Source organism: Bacillus sp. GW823-FHT06A11 (assembly GCF_058795355.1).
This window is the reverse complement of record NZ_JBXAHS010000002.1, coordinates 596,611-621,538: the sequence shown is the minus strand read 5'-3', so window position 1 is coordinate 621,538 and position 24,928 is coordinate 596,611. Positions and strand designations below refer to the sequence as shown.

The following is a 24,928-nucleotide window of genomic DNA, read 5'->3' as shown; positions in this document are numbered from 1 at the left end:
AAAGTGAAAGGCAGCTTATTTTCCGCTGCCAAACCATTTCTTCACTAATTTATCCATTTCTCCATTTTCTTGCATTTTTTTAATTACTTTATTAAATTCAGCTGTTTTATCACTGTTTTTCGGAAGGGCAATTGCTGCTCCAACTTCTTCTGGCGCTTCTTTAATTTCAATTCCTTGTAAATCTTTCATTTTCTCTAAATAATTTTTAGCAACTGTGTCTTCTATAATTGCAGCGTCAAAACGACCAGCTTTAATTTCTTGTACGATTTCTGGTATACGGTCACGTCCCTCAACTTGGAAATCTACTTGTTTTTTTAATTCTGCCGCTTTCTCTTCTTGAATAGATCCTGTTTGTACCCCTACTTTTTTCCCTTTTAAATCCTCTACAGATTTAATGTTAGAATCCTTTTTAGAAACAACCATATTTTTCGCAACAAAATAAATATCTGTAAAATCAACATTATTTTTACGCTCTGCAGTTGGCGTCATGCCTGCCATTACGAAATCAACTTTTCCTGAACTAAGAGATGCTAATAAACCACCAAAATCCATATCTTTCACTTTCACTTCATACCCAAGTTCTTTTCCGATATATTTAGCAACATCAACATCAAAACCAATAATTTCATCACTTTTTGAAGCTTCCACGTATTCATATGGTTTATAATCTGCTGAAGTCCCCATTACGAGTACTTTCTTATTTCCTTTTGTTTCTTTCGATTCCCCATTACTACAAGCGCTGAATATACTTACAATTAAAATAAGTGCAAACGATATTGATACTAACTTCTTCATCTTTCTTCCCCCTAATAATGTATATTTAAAAGTTTAATAGAATATTTATTCGATGTTTGTATTGTATCAGCACTTTTATTTTTATGCAATATATAAAATAAAAATAAATAATAAAACAATATATACGCTATTTTTTATGTATAAAATAATGCATAAAACAACATAACTATGCATATCTCTGAAATTTTAATAATAAATAAAAAAGGCGGCACATCCACTTGATTGTGGATGTGCCGCCTTTTCTCTTATTTTTTATAGTTCTTCACAATTCTCTTCAAAATATGATTGTAGTTTCGCAATAACTTGCATCGGTTCATGACCTTCAATTTCATGACGCTCTACCATCGTTACAATTTTTCCATCTTTTAATAAAGCAAATGATGGAGAAGAAGGTGGGTACCCTTCGAAATATTCACGCGCTCTTGCTGTCGCTTCTTTATCTTGACCTGCAAACACCGTTACAAGGTGGTTAGGACGTTTATCATAATGTACGGAATGCGCAGCAGCAGGACGAGCAATACCACCTGCACAACCACATACAGAGTTTACCATTACAAGTGTTGTTCCATTTCTTTTAAACGCTTCTTCTACCGCTTCTGGCGTCGTCAATTCTGTATATCCAGCAGAGACAATCTCTTCACGCGCTTGGCGGACAACATCATTCATAAAAAAGTTAAAATTAATCACTCTTTTCCCTCCTCTAAAACTACCTATTTGTATCTTACCAGTTAATGTTTATGAAATACAAGTAAGTTTACTTGTATTTCAGTATAGAAAAGGTGTTAGAGCAATTGCTCTAACACCTTTTCTTTAATGACCACGATGTTTTTGCTTTGCTTTTTGTACTTTAATTAAACGTCTTCTTTCTTTTTCAGCTTCTCGCTTCTCCTTAGACTGCACTTTCTTTTCTTGTTTATGCAATTCATAAGATAAACTAATCGCCTCTTGCGCCTTAGTAAAACGTTTAACATTTGTTTCTTTTGCTGCTTGTCGTATGATACGCTTTATGTTTTTAGGACGCTGTTTTTCTTTAACTTCTACACCACATTTTGCAAAATGCTGAAAATGCTCTAAAAGTGAACCATTCACAAACATAAGCACTTCTTCATCTGACGGTTCCGCTCCAAAAATATACCTCGCTCCATACAATTTCCCTTGTTCTTTGCATGTAATAATTCCAACAAAAAATTGGCCATCGTGATATACTGTCAAATCCATTGACAGCCCCTCCTTTAAAAGATTAGAAATACGGGACATCCCGGAGGGGAAGGTTACTGACATGAAATCATGCGTCTGGACTACCAACCAGAACTGTGTTTTTGTATTTCTTTCACTATTATTATATCTTTTTTTCCATAATCTTCATATATTCAGCAATCATTTTTTTATGCGATCCTACAATATAGTCAGGTAGTTCTGTTACTGAAAAGAATTTAAGCTGAACTGCTTCTTCTTTATTCATAACAAAATCCCCTTCGTATTCATCCGTATAATAGGCGGTTGTTACAGATTGAAATTCATCACCGTTTGCTAATTTTGTAAAGTAGTTCGCTCCAGAAAATACATTGATTAGTCGCAAGTTCTTCACTTTTATTCCTGTCTCTTCATATACTTCACGATAAGCTGTTTCTTCTGGTGATTCACTAAGCTCCATTAGCCCGCCAGGTAGCCCCCATTTTCCGTACGGCTCTGTCCGCTGCTGCAATAAAACATATCCATTTTCATTTATAACGAGTACAACAGCACCAACTAAAATTAAAGGGCGATGACCAACTATTTTTCGTAATTCTTCTACATATCCCACCGTATCGCCTCCTTTTTCGTTGTCCACACTATTGTATCATATGTACGAAACGACAAAATGCGTATATTTTTCATTTTTTTAACAAAATATTTATTTTATGTGATTCATCTACTGTAGCTAACATAATGGATTCGACTTCTGTACTCTCCTCTAGAAATTCTCTCGCCCACGCTTCTGTTTTTCCTAATAATGCAAGAACATCTTTCTGAATCCTCCCATCCTTTACTAATACAAAAGAAACTGGAGATTTTCTTCCCGCCACTTTAAGATCAAGCCGCGAAACTGCTTCATATTCTGGATACCGAAATATAGAAACGACACCGTTCGCTTCCCATAATGCTAATTTAATCGTTTGAATATCGCTCACATTTCGCATGCGAAGTTCCGAAAACAAATATTCCACGGTAATTCTCGCCTTTTTCAAATTGCTAAAATCAATGGAACCATTATGTATAAGAATGATAGGTGCTGGCTCTAAAAAGCGTCTCCATCTATCCCATTTCAGCATTAAAACTGAGCTTATAATATGAAGTACAACGAGTATGAACGTTGTAATCATCGAGCCCAGTAACCCTACTTTTTCATCAGACAATGCGTTAGAAATATTCCCACCAAGCAATAACACTAATACAACATCTAAAAAACGAAGTTGTGCGATAGACCTTTGCCCCATTGCTTTCGCAACTAATATTAAAAATATGTATGCTATAATAGCCCGAATAACCCATTCACTATTAGAAAGATGCCGTGCTCCTTCAAAAATATGCATATGCATCACTTTGCACTCCTTACCCGTCTCAAACTGCTATCCTGTTTTAGTTTGCAACGTTTATGAGCATATATGTAAAAAAAGCTGGTTCGTTTAAAAACGAACCAGCTTTTTTTACTTAACTGAAAACATATATTTTTTATAAGTTTTCCGTACCGATAGTATGAGCCCCATCATAATCATATTCGAGAATAAGGAACTTCCCCCATACGATAAGAAAGGTAATGCAATACCTTTTACAGGCATTAATCCAACGATCATACCGATGTTTTGGAATATTTGAACTGTTAATATACCGATCGATCCAGCGCATAATAATGTACCAAATAAATTATCAGCGGAATAACCAATAATAATTGTTCGATATAGTAGTAATAGGAACAAGAAGACAACTAACGCTGCTACGATAAATCCACCTTCTTCGGCAATTGTAGCGAAAATAAAGTCAGTATGCTTCTCTGGGATATAGACGCTTCCTCCCCCAAACCCTTTACCTTCCATTCCTCCACTACCTACAGCTAAAATCGATTGTTGCGTTTGATAACCTTGATCTGCATTTTCAAATGGATTTAACCAACCTACAATACGCGACTGTTGGTGAGGTTTTAGTAAAGTAACTAAATTATTATAGAAAAAATCTTGATACTTAAAGAAAATAAATATTAAAGCAGATAATATGGTCAACGGAATAACTGTACATAATGCTATCAATTTCTTTTGAATACCTGACATAAATAAAATACATGCAATAGCAGCAGCATATAAGAACACCATACCTGTATCAGGTTGACTATATACAACCGCCATAGGTGGAAGTGACACTAGCATAATTTTACCTACTAGCTTTAAATCTGTTTGGAATGTCCTTGCCATATACTGTGCATTATGTTTTACTGCTATACTCGCTACTACAAGTAGCAATGCAATTTTGAAAAACTCAGACGGCTGAATTTGTCCAAATACTGGGAAAACAAACCATCTTTTTGCACCTAATTTTTCAGGTGTAAAACCTGATGGTGGTAATACTTTCAAAAGAATAAGTGAAGCAAACCCAGCAATATAAAGCGGCCAAGATAATTTTTGTAACTGATCTAAATCAATGCTTGCAACAAGAAGTAACAATACAACCCCAATTATGTAGTTAACACCTTGTTTCATAGCAAAGTTTGCAGCTCCATACTGTCCCGTTTGCTGACTGCTATATATAGCAGCTATACTCGTCACACATAGTGCACACAAAATTAAAATTAATTTTACATCTAAACTTTTTAGAAACTCGGTACTTCTTTTCATGACATCCTCCTGAAACATTGTTACGGCAAAAATAAAAAACCAGGAGTCAACATTCTTCATGTTTTGACGACTGATTACACATTATCTATAAAACACTTATATAGAATAACTCTCTTTTTCATACAATACAATATATTATACTACAGTTTCATCAGTAAGATTTGCCAAAAAAATTATTCTTTTCTTATTTTATATCCATATACCATATATCAGCAATGTATTTTCGTAAATTCCTAATACATAATCGTTTATTGTAAGATTACTGGGAAAGGTATTTATACATATAGTAGGATGTAGATGAAGAAATAAGATAATAAAAAGCTCGCATAAGCGAGCTTTTTATTAATATACAGATGTATTATTTTCTGACATGTTTTCCAAAATTTCTTTAACACGTCCTAAGAACTTACCACAAATTAAACCATCAAGTACGCGGTGATCAAGTGATAAACATAAGTTAACCATGTCACGAGCACCGAACATACCGTTATCCATAATTACTGGGCGTTTTACAATTGATTCAACTTGTAAAATAGCCGCTTGTGGGTAATTAATAATACCCATAGATTGAACAGAACCGAATGATCCTGTGTTATTAATTGTAAATGTTCCACCTTGCATTTCGTCTGCTTTTAACGATTTCGTGCGTACTTTTCCTGCAAGTTCTGTAATTTCACGAGCGATACCTTTAATTGTTTTCTCGTCCGCTTGCTTAATTACTGGTACAAATAGTTCTTCCTCTGTTGCAACAGCGATAGAAAGGTTAATATCTTTCTTCTGAACAATTTTATCGCCAGCCCACATTGAATTAATTTGAGGATACTCTTTTAACGCTTGTGCCACTGCTTTTACGAAGAAAGCAAAGAACGTTAAGTTAAAGCCTTCACGCTTCTTAAAGTCACCTTTAATTGAGTTACGGTATGACACAAGGTTTGTCACATCTACTTCAATCATCATCCAAGCATGTGGTGCTTCGTGTTTACTACGTAACATGTTTGCTGCGATTGCTTTACGCACACCTGTGACTGGAATTTCGATATCTCCAGGCATTGTAGGTACAGAAACTGGTTTCGCAGCTTCTACTTTTTGCGCTACTGGTGCTGCTTTTGGTGCTTCTGGGCGAGCTTCTACTACCGCCGCTACAGCTTCATCTTTCTTCGCCGCACCTGCTTGCGGAATATTTCCAGATTCCACTAGCTTTAAAATATCTTTACGAGTGATACGGCCGTTTGCTCCCGTACCCTCTACTAGATCTAAATCAACGTTATGCTCACCCGCAAGTTTTAACACAGCTGGTGAAAAACGTGGTTTTCCATCAGTTGGTTGTTTTACTTTCGGTGCTTTTTCAGGCGTAATTGCTGCTGCCTTTGGTTCTTCTTTCGTTTTTTCCTCAACAGCTGTTGCTGCTACTTCGTCTGCGCCTTCTACTTGAATCACACAAACTACTTCACCTACAGCTAACGTATCACCTTCACCAGCGATTAACTCTTTCACAATACCAGTGAAAGAAGATGGTACTTCAGCATTTACTTTATCAGTCATTACTTCTGCAAGCGGATCATACTTGTTTACGTGATCGCCAACATTAACGAGCCATTTACTAATTGTGCCCTCTGTAACGCTCTCCCCGAGCTGAGGCATTGTAATATTTTCTACAGCCATGTATAGTCCCCCCGATTAAAATTCCGCAAGTTCACGCATTGCTTTTTCAACTTTATCTGGATTTACCATAAAGAATTTTTCCATTGTTGGTGCATATGGCATTGCTGGAACGTCTGGACCTGCAAGACGTGCGATTGGCGCATCTAAATCAAATAGACAGTTTTCAGCAATAATTGCTGCCACTTCACTCATAATGCTTCCTTCTTTATTGTCTTCTGTTACAAGAAGAACTTTACCTGTTTTAGAAGCTGCTTCAATGATTGCTTCTTTATCTAATGGATATACAGTACGTAAATCAAGAATGTGTGCAGAGATGCCATCTTGTGCTAACTTTTCAGCTGCTTGAAGAGCAAAATGAACACATAATCCGTACGTGATAACTGTAATATCATCACCTTCACGTTTTACATCTGCTTTTCCGATTGGTAATACGTAGTCATCCTCCGGCACTTCACCTTTAATTAAACGATATGCACGTTTATGTTCGAAGAATAATACTGGATCTTCATCACGAATGGCTGCTTTTAATAAGCCTTTTGCATCATATGGTGTAGAAGGGATAACGATTTTTAAACCTGGCTGGTTTGCAAACATCGCTTCTACAGATTGTGAATGATACAATGCACCGTGAACCCCCCCGCCAAACGGTGCACGGATTGTAACTGGACAAGTCCAATCATTATTAGAACGATAACGAATTTTTGCTGCCTCAGAAACAATTTGGTTTACTGCTGGCATGATGAAATCAGCAAACTGCATTTCAGCGATTGGACGCATACCATACATTGCTGCACCAATTGCTACCCCAGCAATTGCAGATTCTGCAAGCGGTGCATCAAGCGCACGATCTTCACCAAATTGATCATACAAACCGTGTGTCGCTTTAAACACGCCACCTTTTTTACCAACATCTTCTCCTAAAACGAATACTTTCTCATCGCGTTCCATTTCTTCGCGCATTGCTAATGTAATAGCATCAATATAAGACATTACAGCCATGAAACGTTCCCCCCTATTCTGCGTATACGTGCTTCAATGCATCTTCAGGTGCTGCATACGGAGCATTTTCTGCATATTCTGTTGCTTCATTTACGATATGCATAATTTCGTCTAACATTTGTTTTTCCGATTCCTCAGTTAACACACCAGCTTCTTTTAAATAAGCCGCGAATGTTATAATTGAATCTTTTTTCTTTGCTTCTTCTACTTCTTCTTTATCACGATAAACACGATCATCATCGTCACTAGAATGTGCTGTTAAACGATATGATACTGTTTCAATTAAAGTTGGGCCTTCACCACGACGACCGCGATCTGCTGCTTCTTTTACAGCTTTATATACTGCAAGCGGATCGTTTCCGTCTATTGTATATCCAGGCATACCATAACCAATTGCACGATCTGATACGTTTTTACATGCTAATTGTTTTTCAACCGGAATAGAGATTGCATATTTGTTATTTTCACACATAAAAATAACAGGTAGTTTGTGTACACCAGCAAAGTTTGCCCCTTCATGGAAGTCACCTTGGTTTGAAGAACCTTCTCCAAATGTAACGAACGTTACTAAATCTTTCTTCTCCATTTTTCCAGCTAGTGCAATACCAACTGCATGTGGTACTTGCGTTGTTACTGGAGATGAACCTGTAACAATACGATTTTTCTTTTGACCGAAGTGACCAGGCATTTGACGACCACCAGAGTTTGGATCTCCAGCTTTCGCGAAAGCAGACAACATAAGCTCTTTAGCTGTCATACCAAATGCTAGTACAACACCCATATCACGATAGTATGGTAATGCATAATCTTTCTCTCTATCAAGAGCGAACGCCGCTCCAACTTGTGCAGCCTCTTGTCCTTGACAAGAAATTACGAATGGAATTTTACCAGCGCGGTTTAATAACCACATACGTTCGTCGATTTTACGTGCAAGTAACATCGTACGGAACATTTCTAATACTTGCTCATCACTTAAGCCAAGCTCTTCATGGCGCTTTTCTTTTACTTCTGCCATTTTTCATAACCTCCTAAATCCACATTTTTATGCGTGTAACGCTCTTCCATCTACAGCAAGTGCTGCTTCACCAATCGCCTCAGATAATGATGGATGCGGATGAATTGTATGTGCTACTTCCCAAGGTGTTGCATCAAGTACTCTTGCAAGACCAGCTTCAGAAATCATATCTGTTACATGTGGTCCAATCATATGAACACCAAGAATGTCATTTGTCTCTTCATCAACTACAAGTTTTACGAAACCATCTGATTCTCCGTATACAAGTGCTTTTCCGATTGCGCGGAATGAGAACTTACCTACTTTTAACTTATAGCCTTTTTCTTTCGCTTCTTGTTCTGTTAAGCCAACAGAAGCAACTTCTGGACTGCTATATACGCATTTTGATACCATAGAGTAATCAATTGGTGTAACTTCTTTCCCTGCAATATGTTCTACTGCAGCAATTCCTTCATGAGAAGCAACGTGAGCAAGTTGCAGGCCACCGATTACATCTCCAATTGCGTAAATATGCGATTCTTTCGTTTGATAAAACTCATTTGTTTGAATGTATCCTTTTTCCACAACGATATCTGTGTTCTCTAAGCCAATATTTTGCGTATTCGCTTGTCTTCCTACAGATACAAGCATTTTTTCTGCTTTAAATTCTTTATTTTCACCGTTGTGTTCAGCTTGGATTGTTACTCCATTATCTTTTACCAATGTTTCTGGTAATACTTTTGCACCAGTTACCACTTTAATACCTTTTTTCTTGAATAGACGTTGCATTTCTTTTGAAACGTCTTGATCTTCTAGTGGTAATATCGTTTTTGCATACTCTAATACTGTAACTTCTACACCGAAGTCAGCAAGCATAGATGCCCACTCAATACCGATTACACCGCCACCAACGATAATAATCGAACTAGGAAGCGTTTCCATTTTTAGAGCATGATCCGAAGACATTACGTATTCTCCATCTAATTCTAAACCTGGTAATGAATTTGGACGAGAACCTGTTGCAACAAGTACATTTTTTGGAATTAACATTTCATTCTCTTCTCCACTTGCAAGTTCAACTGAAATTGTCCCTGGCATAGGAGAGAAAATAGACGGGCCAAGAATACGACCAATACCTTCAAACACATCAATTTTACCTTGTTTCATTAAATGTTGAACGCCTTTATGAAGCTGCGTTACAATCTTCTCTTTACGCTCTTGTACTTTCGCAAAGTTTAGTTCTACATTGCTTGCAATAACTCCGAACTCTTCGCTTTTTTTAGCAGTTGCATATACTTCCGCACTACGTAAAAGAGCTTTACTAGGAATACATCCTTTGTGTAAACAAGTACCACCAAGATTTTCTTTTTCGACTAGTGCTGTTTTTAACCCTAATTGTGATGCACGAATTGCAGCAACATATCCACCAGTACCGCCGCCAACGATGACTAAATCATATTCTTTTGCCATTATCTCAACCCCTAGCTACCGTTTCTTTTTCACGTACAACGTATTCTTTTGGAGCTTCTTCTTCACGTAATACACGAAGTGCTCCTTCTGCTAACGCTTCTAACTCATCTTCGCCTGGATGTACGATAACATCTGCAATCCAGTCCACTCGCTCTTTTATTTCATCGACAAGAATTTTACTGTATGCCAGTCCACCAGTTAATACGATTGCATCGATTTTCCCGTGAAGTACAGCGCTAGCTCCGCCAATCTCTTTTGCAACTTGATATGCCATTGCTTTATAAATAAGAGTTGCTTCAGGATCACCTTTTTCAACCATTTGCTCTACTTTAATCGCATCATTTGTACCGATTAAACTTACAAGTCCACCTTGTCCGACAAGTTTTTTAATCATTTCATCACGGTAATACTCACCAGAGAAACACATTTCTACTAGTTGCCCTACTGGTACTGTACCAGCGCGCTCTGGACTAAATGGTCCTTCTCCGTTTAAACCGTTATTCACATCGATTACTCTTCCTTTTTTATGAGCACCAACTGTAATACCGCCACCCATATGTGTAACTAATAAATTTAAATCCTCGTATTTGTGATTTAACTGTTCAGCTACTTTACGAGCAACTGCTTTTTGATTTAATGCATGGAAGATACTTTTGCGTTCCATACCAGCAATACCACTTATACGAGCAACCGGCTCCATCTCATCTACAACGACAGGATCCACAATGAATGCAGGAATGTTTAATCCAGAAGCAATTTCATATGCTAAAATGCCTCCAAGGTTTGAAGCGTGATGACCGCTAAAGCCATTTTTCAAATCTTCTAACATCGCATCGTTTACTGTATACGTACCGCCTTCGATTGGACGAAGTAATCCACCACGCCCACAAACAGCGTTTAATTTTGAAATGTTAATACCATGAGAATGTAGAACTTCTAAAATCGTTTCTTTTCGAAACTCATATTGGTCGATAATTCTCTTATATTTTCCAATCTGTTCTACGTCATGACGAATCGTTTCTTCTAGAACGGGTCTTTCATTATCAAAAACACCAATTTTTGTGGATGTACTACCTGGGTTAATAACAAGAATTCGATTTACAGACAATGTTGCTACCTCCACTAATAAATTCAAAAGGAAGCGGAAACCTCATAAGAGGTAACCACACCTTTTGTAAAAGTTATATATGAATGATTAGCGACGGCTAATAATATCGTGACCGTTGCGTAAGTAAGTGCTACGAGAATTTTTCAAGCTTGCAATGCGCTCTTCAGCTAGACGATCTGCCGCTACATAAGTTGCTATGCCATCGCGTTTTGAAATTTCGATTACTTTTGCAATCGTGTCATAAATAGACTCAACACGTTTTAGTGCACGTTCTCTATTGTATCCATATAATTCGTCTGCTACGTTAATTACGCCACCTGCATTAATTACATAATCTGGTGCGTATACAATACCCATTTCATGAATGATGTCACCGTGACGATCTTCTTTTAATTGGTTATTTGCAGAACCTGCGATTACTTTTGCTTTAAGTTGTGGAATAGTTTCATCATTAACTGTTGCGCCTAATGCACATGGTGCGTAAATATCGCATTCAACACCGTAAATTTCATTTGGTTCAACTGCTGATGCACCGAATTCTTCTACAGCACGTTGTACAGCTTCTTTATTAATATCTGTAACGATTAATTTTGCTCCTTCAGCGTGTAAATGTTTGCATAGATGATATGCTACGTTACCAACGCCTTGAACAGCAATTACTTTTCCTTCTAAATTGTCAGTACCGAAAGCTTCTTTTGCAGCTGCTTTCATACCACGATAAACACCGTATGCAGTTACTGGAGATGGGTTACCAGAAGAACCGAATGATGGTGAGATACCTGTTACAAAGTCAGTTTCTTCGTGGATAATATCCATATCATCTACTGTTGTACCAACATCTTCAGCTGTAATGTATCGTCCGTTTAGTCCTTGGATATAACGTCCTAGTGCACGGAACATTGCTTCGCTCTTATCTTTACGAGGATCACCGATAATTACTGTTTTCGCACCACCTAAGTTTAAACCAGCTGCTGCGTTTTTGTATGTCATCCCTTTTGCAAGACGCAATGCATCTTCAATCGCCGCTTCTTCAGAATCATATGTCCACATTCTTGTTCCACCAAGAGCCGGTCCAAGTGTTGTATCATGAATTGCAATAATTGCTTTTAAACCAGATTCTTTATCTTGACAAAATACCACTTGCTCATAATCATATTTTTCTAAGTATTCGAAGATTTCTAATGTCATTGTCGTTTCCCCCTAATGTTTTACCCTTTTTGGTTTATTTTGAAGCAGTCGCAACTGCCAATGCTAATGAATATACTTTTGTTTCTGCTGAATCAGCACGAGATGTTAAAACAATCGGTGCTTTTGCGCCAGCAATCATTGCTCCTACTTTTGCATCCGCAAAGTATACGAGTGATTTATATAGCACATTTCCAGCTTCAATCGTTGGGACGAGTAAAATATCTGCCTTACCTGCTACATCACTTACTATGCCTTTATGCTCTGCTGCAATTTGTGATACTGCATTATCTAAAGCAAGTGGTCCATCAACGATACAATCTTTAATTTGTCCGCGGCGATTCATTTGTGTTAACATCGCTGCATCAATTGTCGCCTGCATCGCTGGATTCACAACTTCTACTGCTGCAATTGGTGCCACTTTTGGCAAGTCGATTCCTATTGCCCGGGCAACTTCTACAGTATTTTGTATAATAGCAGCTTTTTGTGTTACATCAGGTGCGATGTTCATCGCTGCATCTGTAACGAAAATAAGACGATCATAATTTGGAACTTCAAATGCTGCTACATGTGAAAGTACGCTACCTTTACGTAGGCCCCACTCTTTGTTTAACACAGCCTTCAAAATATTCGCTGTTGGGATGTTCCCCTTCATAAGCACGTCTGCCTCACCATTTCTCACAGCTTTAACAGAAAGTTCTGCAGCCTCTGCATTAGACATTGCTGCAATCACTTCAACATGTTCTGAAGTTTGTAAACCATGTTCTTGTAGCATCCCCATTATTTTTTCTTGATTTCCATATAGACGAAATTGAGCTAGCTGTAATTTAATTGCTTTCGCTACAGCTTCAATTACTTCATGATCTTCAGCTACTGCTACAGCTACAGTTTTTTTAGGCTGTCCCGCTGCTTGATCAATTAAGTATTCTAACTTCATATTTTGTAATCAACCCTTTCCGTCGTCCCTCGTCTATTTATAAAGCAAATACCGTGCCAACTTTTAAAAGTGGTCTTACCAATAATGAAAACGCATTCAAAATGCAGTAAAATCAATACTTTGGAAAATAACAAAAGATTCTGTCTTATTTTGTCGCTTTTTGTATACCATGCAATAAATTGCACGGTACGCAATTTATTGCATGCTATTTTTTGCATGGTCATACTTTTCTAGCTTATAATATAAATTTCGAACGGAAATTCCTAACGCTTTTGCAGTTTGTGTTTTATTCCCATCAAATCTCTCCAAATATTCATGAATAATATTCCCTTCAAACTCTGTTACTAAATGTTCAAGTGGCTTTTCTTCTAATTCAGGTAATAAATGAGATTGCTTTGACTCCACCTGCTCTTCATTATGTAATGGTGGTAAATGTTGTACATCAATATAGATCTCGTTATAATTCATAAAAATAATCGCTCGTCCTAAAATATTTTCAAGTTCTCTCACATTTCCTGGCCATTCGTATGATTGTAAATATAAAATAGCTGAATCAGTGAGCCCTTCTACATTACGACCATAATCTTGATTAATTTTTTGAATCAACCTGTCCGCAATTTTCGGTATATCTCCTTTACGTTGACGAAGAGATGGAATTTGAATTGGAATTTTATTTAATCGATAATATAAATCCTCCCTAAACTTCCCTTCTAGAATAGCCTTTTCTAAATTCACATGTGTCGCTGCAATTACTCGAACATTAATGGGTATCGCTTTCGTCCCACCAACTTTTACAATTTCTTTTTCCTGCAATACACGAAGGAGTTTCGCTTGTGTATTTGCAGATAACTCCCCTATTTCATCTAAAAAAATACTACCGTTATTCGCTTCCTCAAAGAACCCACGTTTCCCGCCTCTTTTCGCTCCAGAAAACGCCCCTTCCTCATAACCAAATAATTCACTTTCTAACAACGTCTCCGAAATGGCCGCACAGTTTACACGGACGAATTTATTGTATTTTCGATTACTTCCATTATGGATTGCATGTGCAAACAATTCTTTACCAGTCCCAGATTCACCGCGTAACAGTACCGTTGCTGGTGTATTCGCTCCTAGCTTCGCCTGTTCGATAGCTGCCGTTGTTTCATCTGAATTTCCGACAATATCATCAAATGAATATTTTGCTTCTAATGTGCGAATAATTTGCCTTGCTCTATTCAATTCATTTGTTAACTTTTGAATTTCCGACACGTCACGGATAACGCCAACGCTTCCTTTCAATATTCCATCCACAATAACTGGCGCTACGTTTACAATTACATCGCGCTTTTTTTGCCCAATCTTCATATGTATTCCGCGCACCGCACGACGCGTTCGAAGTACTTTCATATGCATACTTTCGCCTTCTACAATATCAGTTGTAGCAGGCTTCCCAATAATATCTTCTTCTGTTAGACCCGTTAATTTCGTATATGCCGGGTTAATGACTAAACCTCTTCCTTTTTCATCCACAACCGAAATCGCTTCTTCAGATGAGTTGATAATTGCCTCTAATAGTGTTTGAATTTCTTTTAAGTCTGTAACTTCTTCCGCTAAATCTACAACTTCTGTTATATCTTTAAAAATTGCAAATGCCCCTTGTACCTCTCCGCCCTCTTTTAATATCGGTATACGCGTTGTAATAATTTTCTTTCCATTCTCTAATGTTAGTTCATAATTTACTTCTATTTGTTTCGTACGTATAATGCGAAGTAATTTACTAGTGGGAATGACTTCTAAAATATATTTTCCTATCGCCTCTTCTTTTTTATATCCGATAATACGCTCTGCACTTTTATTAAAAAGACGAACTTGTCCCTCTCGATCAATTACGATCATGCCGTCATGCGTAGAATTTAAAATTAATTCTCCTTGTTGCGTCTGTTCCTCTAACCGCCCAATTAACCCTTCCTTCTCATGCGCTAATCCTGTAACAATTTTTGCAATATCACCTGGTATAAGAAGAGTGTCTTTTTTCTTTTTTTTCAATAAAATTTTATGGACATCATCTTCACCTGTCATATCAAATATTACATCGATATGCATAGAAAGAAATGGAGTTACACTTTCTCCAATTGAAATTCCATATTCCTTAGCAATTTGTAATCCTTTTGCCAATGGATTTATATCAATAATCCCTATAATTTGAAATATATTCGAACTTTGTAACAGATTCAGCAGTGCGCTCCCGCCTTCACCTGCACCAACAATTAATACTTTTTGTTTCATATATTACACTTCCTCTCGAAGTAACTCTGCAAATTTTTTCACACCCTTATCTTACTCGTTCAGCACCCTCTTGACAAACCCCCTTTCCGTATAACATCATTAAAATATACGAAATAATCTGAAAAGGAGAGTTATGTATGCAGCGTTACGTTGCTCTACTATTAGCACTCATCCCTATTTCATTAGCTGTGTTTGGTATAAAGTTAATGAGAGATACTGTATTCGGGATTCTATTTCCACCAATCTCTATACTGTGGTTACAATTTTTAATCGGCGCTCTCTGCTTCGGGCTCGGGTTTTATATCTTCGGTGGCTTCGTCTTGCACCGAGACCGTAAACGAAATAAAGTACAAGCTCGCTTTAGAAGATAGGAATGCCCCACTATTTATAAATAAAAAAATGAGACCGTTACACGCGGTCTCATTTTTTTATTGGCAACAACGTTCTTGCCGTTTCAGGGTAATCAGTAATAATCGCCGATATATTCATATCAAAATATTTACGCATAAGCGTTTCTTCATTAATTGTATAAGGGCGAACCTCTACACCACTTTCCATCGTTAGTTCGGCAATAGCATCTTGAAGATAACGATAATTCGGATGTACTGCTGTAGCTCCCATTTTTTTCGCGTATGCCCACGGACTATGCAAACCTTCGCGATATAAAATAGCTGTTTGAATATCAGGAGCCATCATATGGCACCGTTTCATACTGTAGTGATTAAACGAAGAAAATACAACACGATCCTCTAAACTAAATTTCCGTACAAGCGTTATAACTTCTTCCTCTAAACCTCTGTATGGAATTTTATTATTTTTAAGTTCAATATTAAGTAGCAAACTCGTTTGTTCAAGCCATTCTAATACCTCTTCTAAAAGTGGTATTTTACAAAACCCTACTTTATCACCAAATTTATAACTTGCATCTAACTTGCATAAATCCTCATATACATAATTCCGAACCGCACCTTTTCCATTTGTTGTTCGGTCCACCGTTTCATCATGAATGACGACAACTTTCCCATCTTTCGTTAATTGAACATCAAGTTCAATTCCATCCGCTCTAAAAGACTCAGCCGCTTCAAATGAAATCATTGTATTTTCTGGGTACGTTCCAGCCGCACCACGATGTGCAAATATAAGAGTCATCCTCACTCCCCCAATCTTATGCTATACTATACGAAAAAGGAGGTACTTCTATGAGACCATTACAAATTTCTCCAGATACTGCAGTCCGCTTATCAAAAGCACTAGGTGTTCCACTTGAACAACTCATGCATATGCCGCAGCACATTTTAATTCAAAAGCTAGTTGAATTAGAAAAACAAAATAAAGACGAAGAGTAATACAGTCCCGTTTTGCAGGGCTTTTTATATTTTCTATTATATCACGGATGACTTCCTTGCTAAAATCCCTTACCGGATATACTATGATCCCATTTAATCTTTTCTTCAAACATTTAAATGAAGCCCCCTCTTTTAACAAAAGAGGGGGCTTCTCATTACTCGTTTTAGTTACTCAAATTATGCGTTTTTCTTTTCTTTGTTAAAAATCATAAACACTTTATACAATCCTAAAGAAGCTGGAATATTCATAAATGCAAATGCTTCATACGTATAATGAGGAGCTGTTTCCCATAGTAACAAGAAAGTAAATACCCCTAATGCACTAATCATCGCAATTCGTATAACTTCCGATTCATTTTCATCTTTCTTTTTATAAAGAATAACAGCCGCCAAAACAGCTATATAAACAAATAATTTGATAATATACGAATATATAGTAACGATTTTATAATTCGTTGTACTATAATTCGATACGTAATTAGTTACCATGTCATTCTTCTGTTCAAACCATTGCCCAATACGGTACATGGAGAACTGACTTGATACCCATTCTCTAGTTATTTTTTCATTCAAATGTTGCACATAACCCATTACACCAAGTTCACTGAAACGTTGCACTATAACTTCTTGATTGTGCTCATTCAAATCTTTCGTATTCTTTATGTTTTCATCATCAATATAATCTGCATCTGCCTGATTCCACACACCATACGTATCTTTGTTCAGGCCCATTTTCACCCAATGAGTGAATGGAATTTTTTCAATTTCATTATCGGTACTGAGATTTAGCTTTGTCGTTATACCTTTAAAACTTACAATAAGGATTAAACAAAATAAAACACTACTTAACACCTTTACAGAGTATTCCTTACGAAACTTAAAAATATTTTCAATTAAAATCGCTAACGCTACGGTTAATGCTGTCGGTCTTATAATATAAGTACAAGCTGCGAAAACCCCTAATAAAATCCATAAAATAATCTTCATTCTTTTTGTTTCCGCCGTTTTCAAGCACAAATATGTATACATTGTTGCTGAAATAAAAAATATTACCAATGTATGAGTATAGAAAACTGGTGCCTGCCAATATATAAAAATATTTAGCACAGATAACACAATCGATATGTGAGCAACTTTAAAGTTTGTAATTTTCCTTACAATCAATACATTTAAAATAATACTGCCTGTTATACAAGCTATTGGTAATATTTTTATCGCTAAATCTACGCTCCCTATCAATTTAGCAAAATATCCTCCTATTAATACAACATGTGTATTATATGGATAAAATAAAAGCTGTCCCATTTCTAAAAATTGATTATCTCCATTAAACACAGAGACAATTCCTTGTTTAAGGATAGCATAATCCCCAACAACAGGGTTAAATGCTATGGAAGTAATAATTATTTCCATCGTCAAAATGATTATGATACCTAAAGCAATCATAATATTTGTATACGTTCTTTTCATTTTATTAATAACCAATTTATAATACATAAAGAAGAGCACAAATAAAAGCAACGTCAACGCTATAACAGCAGCGACTTTTTTGGGAGTATACTCCTCAGTCGGATAAGGAAATTCACCACTCATCAAAATTGTTTTTGGGATAAAAAATTTACTTACTATCATTGAAAATATAGATAAAAACACCGTCATGACAATGATTGGGTACGCTCGATTTACTATTTTTTTTAAAGTCATTCATCCATTCTCCTATATCTCTAACTTTTCCAAATCAATGATACGTTATAGAGATTATGATGTCAAATCCACTTATTTTCTGTACATATCCGTATTTTCACTGCATTTTTCTATATAAATATGTATTCCTTCAAAATCCTTAAATCGAGGTAAATAAAAAACTCATTGATTTTAAATTTACTATCGAGTATAAATTGCAAGAATTATTAAGCTTTACTATAACTTCAATCCCTTACTGTTCCTACTCTCAGCTTATCCGCAACCATTGCGATAAATTCAGAATTCGTAGGTTTTCTTTTGACATGGATACTGTATAACCATCGCTATATCAAGGCATTGTATATTTCATAACTATCATTAAATGATTCTATTTATTGGTGCCCATCCTCAAATTGATAGGTCAACTTAATAAGAGTTCATCATTTTCTTCTATTTAGATGCTTTGCATCGCAATGAAGTAAAAAGTTTTCTACATTCATCTGAAAGTTATTCATACAACAAAAAACCTCCTAGCTATTGGAATCAAAATTTCAATCCAATAAATAGAAGGTTTTTAAATTAACCGCCAATTACCTATGTACTTTATTGCCTACATACGTAATTCGTTGGTTATTAAATTTTATTATGAAATACGCTTAACACCTTGATACTACAGCGTTTACGAAGCCTTATGTTCAAGTCTCAGCTTATCCGCAACCATTGCGATAAACTCAGAGTTCGTAGGTTTTGCTTTTGACATGGATACTGTATAACCGAATAAGGACGAAATAGAATCAATATTCCCACGGCTCCAAGCTACTTCAATCGCGTGACGAATTGCTCGCTCCACACGGCTTGCTGTGGTATTATATTTCTTTGCGATATCTGGATACAATACTTTCGTAATCGATCCTAATAATTCGATATCGTTGTATACCATGGAGATTGCTTCTCGTAAATACATATATCCTTTAATATGAGCGGGTACACCAATTTCATGAATGATACTCGTAATACTCGCATCTAAATTTTTCGGTTTTCCATCTACTGTTGTTGCTGATCGGAATGATGGTAGTGGACGTTTAATCATAGCATTTGCTTTACCACTCACTTGACGAATATGACTCGTTAAATTCTCCATATCAAATGGTTTTAATATGAAATATGAGGCACCTAAGTCAACTGCTTTTTTCGTCACATCTTCTTGCCCGAATGCTGTCAACATAATTACGCTAGGCTGTTTTAACCTTTCAATATTTCGCATTTTTTCCAATACAGCTAAACCATCTAAGTGTGGCATAATAATGTCTAAAACGAGTACATCAGGTTGCTTATCTGTTAATAAGTTTAAACACTCTTGACCATTATAAGCAGTACCAATTACTTCCATATCATCTTGAGCAGCTACATAGCTCTCTAACATTGATACTAGTTCTTTATTATCATCCACAAGACATACTTTAATTTTCTCCACAGCTTTTCCTCCCTTACCGAATCGATTCTCCGACATGTGTATCCTTCTAGGCTACATGAATTGTTCGACAATTGTGTGAAAATTCCCTTTTAAAGTTTCTTACTTTCCGATAAAATCACAAAAAAATATGTTTATCGTTCATTTATTCCCTTTCGCAACACATTCCATCATAGAAATACAACGAAACGTTCAACCCTTTTCTTTTATTTTACAACAAAAAACACCTCTTGCGGAGCTTTTACAAAATTTCAACGAATTTTTCAACAGAAAAAGCGAGCTAATATGTATTAGCTCGCTTTTTTCTCTTGATCATAAATATTAATTCCAGCTTGATGTAACATCCATTCAATATGAACACCATATCCTGATGTTGGATCATTTACAAATACATGTGTAACAGCACCAATTACTTTTCCATTTTGTACAATTGGACTTCCACTCATTCCTTGTACGATACCGCCCGTTTTCTCTAATAGACGTTTATCTGTTACTTTTATTACCATACCCTTTGTAGCTGGGAATTTTTGCTGCACTGTACTAACGACTTCAATATCAAACGCTTCTACTTTATCTTGATCAATAACTGTTAATATTTTTGCCGGTCCTTCTTTTACTTGATGAGATAATGCGATAGGCATTGCTTTATCCATTATACCGTTTTTCATATTCGTATTTAATTTTCCAAAAATACCATATGGACTATTAATTGTAATATTGCCAATCACTTCACGATCTGGTGAAAATCTTGCTAATTTCTCGCCTGGATTCCCATGACTGCCTCTTTCAATTGATGTAACTGTCGAGCGCATAATTTGTCCATCTTCGACTTGAATCGGCTTTTTTGTATCATTATCAGAAATAACATGACCAAGCGCCCCGTATTTCATAGAATCCGGATGAACAAATGTCATCGTTCCAATTCCAGCTGCCGAATCACGGATATACAAGCCAATTCGATAAGACGCTTCACCATTGTCTTTTTGCGGCGTTAGCTTCGTGCGAATATATTTTCCATCTCTTAGCAATACAAGATTAAGCGGTTCACCTGTTTCTCCACTATTATGAATAAACGGTGCTACATCACTCATTCTTTCAATGGTTTTACCATTAATTTCAGTAATCATATCTCCAATTTGTACACCTGCTGTTTCACCAGGAGATATTTTACCTTTTTCAGTTTGAATTAAATGATGGCCTACAACAAGTACACCTTTTGTATTTAATTTCACACCAATTGATTGTCCACCTGGAATCACTTTAAAATCTTTTAACACTTTCACATTTACTTTTTTCACTGGAAAACCCGCAAGCTGAAATACCATATCAGCTTCACCATTTTGATGAGAATTTACCATAAGTCCTTGTTTTTGTTCATTCGAACTCACTGTAAATACATGACGATTTGTGGATGAAGCTTTGAAAACTGGTAATGATGTTATTTCTGATTGTTGTCCTTCAAAAACAACAAGTTGTTTCGGTGATGAAATAAACGTTCGAAGCGGTTTAAAACATCCAATAAAAACTAAAGAAACAAGGAGACAAAGACCTATTATTTTTCGAAATTTTTCTAATTTCAACTTGTTCACTCTCCTCGCTCCTACCCCACATTCAGCCTCTTGGCTTCACTTTTTAATCTCTCCTTGCAGTGCTTTATTTATAACCGGAAGAATTAAGAAATCGTCATTTGAGAAAAAAAGCTATCCATTACTGGATAGCCTCTGCTGTCTGTTTAAAATGATGCGCTTGCGTAAGTAATTCTTTCGCATGCTCCGTCGTTAAATCTGTGATTTCCACACCAGAAATCATTCGAGCTATTTCTGTTACTTTATCCTCCATAGTTAAAACAGTAACTGATGTAATTGTCCGATCATTCGCTACTTGTTTTCGAATAAATAAATGCGAATCTGCCATTGAAGCTACTTGAGGTAAGTGCGTAATACAAAGTACTTGCGAGTTTACTGATACTCGATAAATTTTTTCAGCAATAGCCTGTGCGACCCGGCCACTTACACCCGTATCCACTTCATCAAAAATAACAGATGCAACCCCTTGATGCTTAGAAAAAATGCTTTTTAAAGCTAAAATGATACGAGATAACTCTCCGCCAGAAGCAACCTTTGAAAGTGGTTTTAGCGGCTCTCCTGGGTTCGTCGAAATATAAAATTCCACATGATCGTAACCATCCGCCGTAAGTCTTACCGGCGCACCTTCCACAAGGGGCTCTTCTGCATTTCCTTCTCTCTTCATAATTCTCACTTCAAATTTCGTTTTTTCCATATATAATTCTTTTAATTCCTGATGAATTGCATTTGTAAGGTGTTCTGCAAGCTCATGACGCATATTACTTAACAACGTTGCTTCTTTCAGAATAACACTTTCTAATTCCTTCAACTGTTTCTTCGTCGTTTCAATATGAACGTCTTTATTTTCAATTGTAAATATTTCTTGTTCAATTTTATCTGCATACGCTAAAATCTCTTCTACAGTATTTCCATATTTTCTCTTTAGCATACGAATTTCATTCAAACGTGTTTCGATTTCATCTAAACGATTTGGATCATATTCCATCATATCGAGCTTTTCTCTCAGTTGATATGCAACCTCTTCTAATAAGTAATAACTATTTGCAATTGAATCATGATTCTCTTGATACATTTCATCTAAATGTGTAATACTTTCCATTTGTCCCATTGCGCTTCTTACATTATCTAATCCTTGTCCGTCAGCACTCAATGAACGATATGCATCACCTAATGCTTTATAAATCTTTTCAAAATTAGAAATTTGCAATCGTTCCTCAGTTAATTCATTTTCTTCATCCATCTTTAAATCAGCTTTGCGAATTTCTTCATGCTGAAATTGAATTAAATCTAAGCGATGTGCCATCTGTTGTTCATTTTCACTTAACGATTTCAATTGTTTTTTTAATTTTTCATAGTCAGCGTATACGTTTTGATATATGTCTAGTTGTTTAACGATTCGATCCCCATCAAAGTGATCAAGCATAAACAGATGTCGTTCTTCATTCATTAAATCTTGCGTTTCATGCTGTCCATGAATATCAACAAGTGTTTTCCCAATTTCTTTTAATATGCTAAGTGTAACAAGCTTCCCATTTACACGACATACACTCTTCCCGTTCGCAGCAATATCACGCTTTAAAATAATCATGCCATCTTCTATTTCTATATCTAACTCTTCTGCCTTTTCAATACATGGATGCTTATCATCTTCAACATAAAACAGCCCTTCAATCTCAGCCTTTTCTGTTCCATATCGAACAAATTCTGCTGACCCACGGCCACCTACAAGTAAACTAATCGCATCAATAATAATCGATTTTCCGGCCCCTGTTTCACCGCTTAAAACCGTTAAACCTTTTTGAAAAGAAATATTTAATGCTTCAATAATAGCAAAGTTTCTAATCGATAATTCCGATAACAATGCCCCATTCACCTCGTTATAAAATAATCCCTTACTAAAGGATTTTCTCATTTCTTCATTCAAATAATCATGCTATATATTTGTATGTATATACTCTTCTAACCCGCTTCATTGTACCAAACATTTGTTTTACGGGTCAATCCATCTATTTTCTAACTTTATGCAAACAAAATATTATATTACAATTGAAAAATCATATTTTTGACCAATAAAAATATCTTGTTCACTTCCCACTTTACGATGGAAAGCAAACAAGATTTTTTGTTACAACATATTTAAGAAACGATCAGAGACAACACCTGTATCGTCAGGTGTACGGCAAATAATTAAGCAAGTATCATCACCACAGATGGTTCCGATGATCTCATCCCACTCTAAATGATCAATAAGTGCTCCAAGTGAATGAGCGTTACCAGGCAATGTTTTTAGCACAAGCATATGTCCTGCCGTGTCTAATTTTACAAATGAATCCACTAGATTTCGTTTTAATTTTTGTAACGGGTTAAATCGTTGATCTGCTGGCAAGCTATATTTATAGCGCCCATCATGTAATGGCACCTTCACTAAGTGCAGTTCTTTAATATCGCGCGATACTGTTGCTTGCGTTACATTAAATCCCTCATTACGTAAAATATCAACTAATTCATCTTGTGTTTCAATTTCTTTGTTTGCAATAATTTCCCTGATTTTAATATGGCGCTGACCTTTATTCATACATTTGCACCTCACACTATCTCTTACCATAGTTTAAACATTGGTATACTTCACTTATTTATGTTAACTTATAATTCGTTTCTTGTACACAATTGTTTTTACAATCATTATACAATTACAGCAAAAAGAGGAACAACATATGTTATTCCCCTTTCCCTTTTTGTTTTAGAACGTCATGTGCTTCTGTAACAACTTGCTCTATAGAAATCGGAGAATGATTTTCGCCATTCTCACGTTCACCATGCCATTTCAGATGAATTAAAAATTCAATATTACCATCCCCACCCGTAATTGGTGAGAATGTTAAACCTTCCACATCATAGCCCTCTTTTAAAGCAAAATCGACAATCATTTCTACAACAGCTTCATGTACTTTTCTATCACGAACGATACCTTTTTTCCCAACTTGCTCTCTTCCAGCTTCAAACTGCGGTTTAATTAACGCTGCTACATCTCCGTTAGGCATAAGCATTGTTTTTAAAACTGGCAGTATAAGCTTTAATGATATAAATGAAACATCAATACTTGCAAATTGAGGTAAACCACGTTCTAAGTCTGCTGGTGTCACGTAACGGAAGTTTGTTCGTTCCATTACAACAACACGCTCATCCTGACGTAATTTCCACGCTAGTTGATTGTATCCTACATCTAATGCATAAGATAATTTCGCTCCATTTTGAAGCGCGCAATCTGTAAAGCCACCAGTTGATGAACCAATATCTATCATAACTTTATCTTGTAAATCAAGATGAAATGTCTCTAATGCCTTTTCAAGTTTATAACCACCACGACTTACATACGGCATAACTTGTCCCTTCACCGTAATCTCAGTATCTTGCGAGATTTTCTCTCCTGGCTTATCAAGTCTCATCTCATTTGCATATACGAGTCCGGCCATAATGGCGCGCTTTGCTTTCTCACGCGTTTCTATAAGTCCTCGCTCTACTAATAGTACATCTACTCTTTCTTTTTTTACGCTCATT

At 36.2% G+C, this 24,928-nt stretch carries 23 protein-coding genes and 1 pseudogene; 2 read left to right on the top strand and 22 right to left on the bottom strand.

Features of this window, described 5'->3' with window-relative positions; translation table 11 throughout:
• Positions 1-15: 15 nt before the first annotated feature.
• The 14 genes from AC1Q8L_RS11770 to AC1Q8L_RS11705 form a co-directional block, all read right to left on the bottom strand.
• The gene (locus AC1Q8L_RS11770; RefSeq protein WP_098661977.1) at positions 16-795 is read right to left on the bottom strand and encodes a transporter substrate-binding domain-containing protein; all 780 of its coding nucleotides are present in this window, start codon (positions 793-795) and stop codon (positions 16-18) included.
• Between the two features lie 252 nt (positions 796-1,047).
• A complete protein-coding gene (locus AC1Q8L_RS11765) occupies positions 1,048-1,461 on the bottom strand; it encodes a BrxA/BrxB family bacilliredoxin (protein WP_001979317.1) in 414 nt (137 codons plus the stop codon).
• Between the two features lie 144 nt (positions 1,462-1,605).
• A complete protein-coding gene (locus AC1Q8L_RS11760) occupies positions 1,606-2,013 on the bottom strand; it encodes a YjdF family protein (RefSeq protein ID WP_000366603.1) in 408 nt (135 codons plus the stop codon).
• A 121-nt stretch (positions 2,014-2,134) separates the two neighbouring features.
• Positions 2,135-2,599 (bottom strand): NUDIX hydrolase, encoded by a 465-nt coding sequence (locus AC1Q8L_RS11755; protein WP_000542551.1) that lies wholly within the window; start codon positions 2,597-2,599, stop codon positions 2,135-2,137.
• Positions 2,600-2,669: 70 nt separating this feature from the next.
• Positions 2,670-3,374 (bottom strand): DUF421 domain-containing protein, encoded by a 705-nt coding sequence (locus AC1Q8L_RS11750; RefSeq protein WP_000550963.1) that lies wholly within the window; start codon positions 3,372-3,374, stop codon positions 2,670-2,672.
• A gap of 108 nt (positions 3,375-3,482) precedes the next feature.
• Positions 3,483-4,661, bottom strand: a complete 1,179-nt coding sequence (locus AC1Q8L_RS11745; protein WP_000831181.1) for an FtsW/RodA/SpoVE family cell cycle protein — start codon at positions 4,659-4,661, stop codon at positions 3,483-3,485.
• Between the two features lie 342 nt (positions 4,662-5,003).
• Positions 5,004-6,323 carry a dihydrolipoamide acetyltransferase family protein gene (locus AC1Q8L_RS11740; RefSeq protein ID WP_000257642.1) on the bottom strand — a complete coding sequence of 440 codons (1,320 nt, stop codon included), beginning with the start codon at positions 6,321-6,323 and terminating at the stop codon, positions 5,004-5,006.
• Between the two features lie 15 nt (positions 6,324-6,338).
• The gene (bfmBAB, locus tag AC1Q8L_RS11735; protein WP_000290071.1) at positions 6,339-7,322 is read right to left on the bottom strand and encodes a 3-methyl-2-oxobutanoate dehydrogenase subunit beta; all 984 of its coding nucleotides are present in this window, start codon (positions 7,320-7,322) and stop codon (positions 6,339-6,341) included.
• A gap of 13 nt (positions 7,323-7,335) precedes the next feature.
• Positions 7,336-8,337: a 3-methyl-2-oxobutanoate dehydrogenase subunit alpha gene (gene bfmBAA, locus AC1Q8L_RS11730; protein ID WP_000852551.1), complete on the bottom strand. Its 1,002-nt coding sequence runs from the start codon at positions 8,335-8,337 to the stop codon at positions 7,336-7,338.
• A gap of 27 nt (positions 8,338-8,364) precedes the next feature.
• Positions 8,365-9,786 (bottom strand): dihydrolipoyl dehydrogenase, encoded by a 1,422-nt coding sequence (gene lpdA, locus AC1Q8L_RS11725; protein WP_001051295.1) that lies wholly within the window; start codon positions 9,784-9,786, stop codon positions 8,365-8,367.
• 4 nt (positions 9,787-9,790) lie between these two features.
• Complete coding sequence (gene buk / locus AC1Q8L_RS11720) at positions 9,791-10,894, bottom strand: butyrate kinase (RefSeq protein WP_000115781.1); 1,104 nt, start codon at positions 10,892-10,894, stop codon at positions 9,791-9,793.
• An 87-nt stretch (positions 10,895-10,981) separates the two neighbouring features.
• Entirely contained in the window at positions 10,982-12,082 is a 1,101-nt protein-coding gene (locus AC1Q8L_RS11715) for a leucine dehydrogenase (protein ID WP_000171355.1), read from the bottom strand.
• 34 nt (positions 12,083-12,116) lie between these two features.
• Positions 12,117-13,016, bottom strand: coding sequence for a phosphate butyryltransferase (gene yqiS, locus AC1Q8L_RS11710; protein ID WP_000764675.1), 900 nt, complete (start codon positions 13,014-13,016; stop codon positions 12,117-12,119).
• 195 nt (positions 13,017-13,211) lie between these two features.
• Entirely contained in the window at positions 13,212-15,284 is a 2,073-nt protein-coding gene (locus AC1Q8L_RS11705) for a sigma-54 interaction domain-containing protein (RefSeq protein ID WP_000810977.1), read from the bottom strand.
• Between the two features lie 137 nt (positions 15,285-15,421).
• On the opposite strand from AC1Q8L_RS11705, the gene AC1Q8L_RS11700 reads away from it, so the two are divergent.
• Entirely contained in the window at positions 15,422-15,655 is a 234-nt protein-coding gene (locus tag AC1Q8L_RS11700) for a DUF2627 domain-containing protein (protein ID WP_001190211.1), read from the top strand.
• Positions 15,656-15,704: 49 nt separating this feature from the next.
• On the opposite strand, the gene AC1Q8L_RS11695 is transcribed toward AC1Q8L_RS11700, so the two are convergent.
• On the bottom strand, positions 15,705-16,433 hold the full coding sequence (locus tag AC1Q8L_RS11695) for a glycerophosphodiester phosphodiesterase (RefSeq protein WP_000172584.1): 729 nt from the start codon (positions 16,431-16,433) through the stop codon (positions 15,705-15,707).
• 50 nt (positions 16,434-16,483) lie between these two features.
• On the opposite strand from AC1Q8L_RS11695, the gene AC1Q8L_RS11690 reads away from it, so the two are divergent.
• Positions 16,484-16,630, top strand: a complete 147-nt coding sequence (locus AC1Q8L_RS11690) for a YycC family protein (protein WP_001247671.1) — start codon at positions 16,484-16,486, stop codon at positions 16,628-16,630.
• Positions 16,631-16,807: 177 nt separating this feature from the next.
• Here AC1Q8L_RS11690 and AC1Q8L_RS11685 read toward each other — a convergent pair whose 3' ends face one another.
• From AC1Q8L_RS11685 to AC1Q8L_RS11655, 7 genes and pseudogenes are all read right to left on the bottom strand, one after another.
• The gene (locus AC1Q8L_RS11685; RefSeq protein WP_000172827.1) at positions 16,808-18,334 is read right to left on the bottom strand and encodes a glycosyltransferase family protein; all 1,527 of its coding nucleotides are present in this window, start codon (positions 18,332-18,334) and stop codon (positions 16,808-16,810) included.
• A gap of 224 nt (positions 18,335-18,558) precedes the next feature.
• Positions 18,559-18,653, bottom strand: a pseudogene (locus AC1Q8L_RS11680) (hypothetical protein); the annotation flags it as partial.
• Between the two features lie 339 nt (positions 18,654-18,992).
• Positions 18,993-19,787 (bottom strand): sporulation transcription factor Spo0A, encoded by a 795-nt coding sequence (gene spo0A, locus AC1Q8L_RS11675; protein ID WP_033657527.1) that lies wholly within the window; start codon positions 19,785-19,787, stop codon positions 18,993-18,995.
• A gap of 287 nt (positions 19,788-20,074) precedes the next feature.
• Complete coding sequence (gene spoIVB / locus AC1Q8L_RS11670; protein WP_492339438.1) at positions 20,075-21,373, bottom strand: SpoIVB peptidase; 1,299 nt, start codon at positions 21,371-21,373, stop codon at positions 20,075-20,077.
• Between the two features lie 118 nt (positions 21,374-21,491).
• Positions 21,492-23,231, bottom strand: a complete 1,740-nt coding sequence (recN, locus tag AC1Q8L_RS11665) for a DNA repair protein RecN (RefSeq protein ID WP_000947734.1) — start codon at positions 23,229-23,231, stop codon at positions 21,492-21,494.
• A 264-nt stretch (positions 23,232-23,495) separates the two neighbouring features.
• A complete protein-coding gene (gene argR, locus AC1Q8L_RS11660) occupies positions 23,496-23,945 on the bottom strand; it encodes an arginine repressor ArgR (protein ID WP_001032580.1) in 450 nt (149 codons plus the stop codon).
• 142 nt (positions 23,946-24,087) lie between these two features.
• Entirely contained in the window at positions 24,088-24,927 is an 840-nt protein-coding gene (locus AC1Q8L_RS11655) for a TlyA family RNA methyltransferase (protein WP_000111872.1), read from the bottom strand.
• Position 24,928: the final 1 nt, after the last annotated feature.

Bases quoted from the DNA above. Each gene is read 5' to 3' on its own strand.
- argR (WP_001032580.1), bottom strand. From the start codon at position 23,945: ATGAATAAAGGTCAGCGCCATATTAAAATCAGGGAAATTATTGCAAAC.
- AC1Q8L_RS11750 (WP_000550963.1), bottom strand. From the start codon at position 3,374: ATGCATATGCATATTTTTGAAGGAGCACGGCATCTTTCTAATAGTGAA.
- AC1Q8L_RS11685 (WP_000172827.1), bottom strand. From the start codon at position 18,334: ATGACTTTAAAAAAAATAGTAAATCGAGCGTACCCAATCATTGTCATG.
- yqiS (WP_000764675.1), bottom strand. From the start codon at position 13,016: ATGAAGTTAGAATACTTAATTGATCAAGCAGCGGGACAGCCTAAAAAA.
- AC1Q8L_RS11700 (WP_001190211.1), top strand. From the start codon at position 15,422: ATGCAGCGTTACGTTGCTCTACTATTAGCACTCATCCCTATTTCATTA.
- lpdA (WP_001051295.1), bottom strand. From the start codon at position 9,786: ATGGCAAAAGAATATGATTTAGTCATCGTTGGCGGCGGTACTGGTGGA.
- AC1Q8L_RS11745 (WP_000831181.1), bottom strand. From the start codon at position 4,661: ATGAAAAGAAGTACCGAGTTTCTAAAAAGTTTAGATGTAAAATTAATT.
- bfmBAA (WP_000852551.1), bottom strand. From the start codon at position 8,337: ATGGCAGAAGTAAAAGAAAAGCGCCATGAAGAGCTTGGCTTAAGTGAT.
- AC1Q8L_RS11695 (WP_000172584.1), bottom strand. From the start codon at position 16,433: ATGACTCTTATATTTGCACATCGTGGTGCGGCTGGAACGTACCCAGAA.
- AC1Q8L_RS11770 (WP_098661977.1), bottom strand. From the start codon at position 795: ATGAAGAAGTTAGTATCAATATCGTTTGCACTTATTTTAATTGTAAGT.
- AC1Q8L_RS11690 (WP_001247671.1), top strand. From the start codon at position 16,484: ATGAGACCATTACAAATTTCTCCAGATACTGCAGTCCGCTTATCAAAA.
- AC1Q8L_RS11655 (WP_000111872.1), bottom strand. From the start codon at position 24,927: ATGAGCGTAAAAAAAGAAAGAGTAGATGTACTATTAGTAGAGCGAGGA.
- AC1Q8L_RS11740 (WP_000257642.1), bottom strand. From the start codon at position 6,323: ATGGCTGTAGAAAATATTACAATGCCTCAGCTCGGGGAGAGCGTTACA.
- bfmBAB (WP_000290071.1), bottom strand. From the start codon at position 7,322: ATGGCTGTAATGTCTTATATTGATGCTATTACATTAGCAATGCGCGAA.
- AC1Q8L_RS11760 (WP_000366603.1), bottom strand. From the start codon at position 2,013: ATGGATTTGACAGTATATCACGATGGCCAATTTTTTGTTGGAATTATT.
- AC1Q8L_RS11715 (WP_000171355.1), bottom strand. From the start codon at position 12,082: ATGACATTAGAAATCTTCGAATACTTAGAAAAATATGATTATGAGCAA.
- AC1Q8L_RS11765 (WP_001979317.1), bottom strand. From the start codon at position 1,461: ATGAATGATGTTGTCCGCCAAGCGCGTGAAGAGATTGTCTCTGCTGGA.
- AC1Q8L_RS11705 (WP_000810977.1), bottom strand. From the start codon at position 15,284: ATGAAACAAAAAGTATTAATTGTTGGTGCAGGTGAAGGCGGGAGCGCA.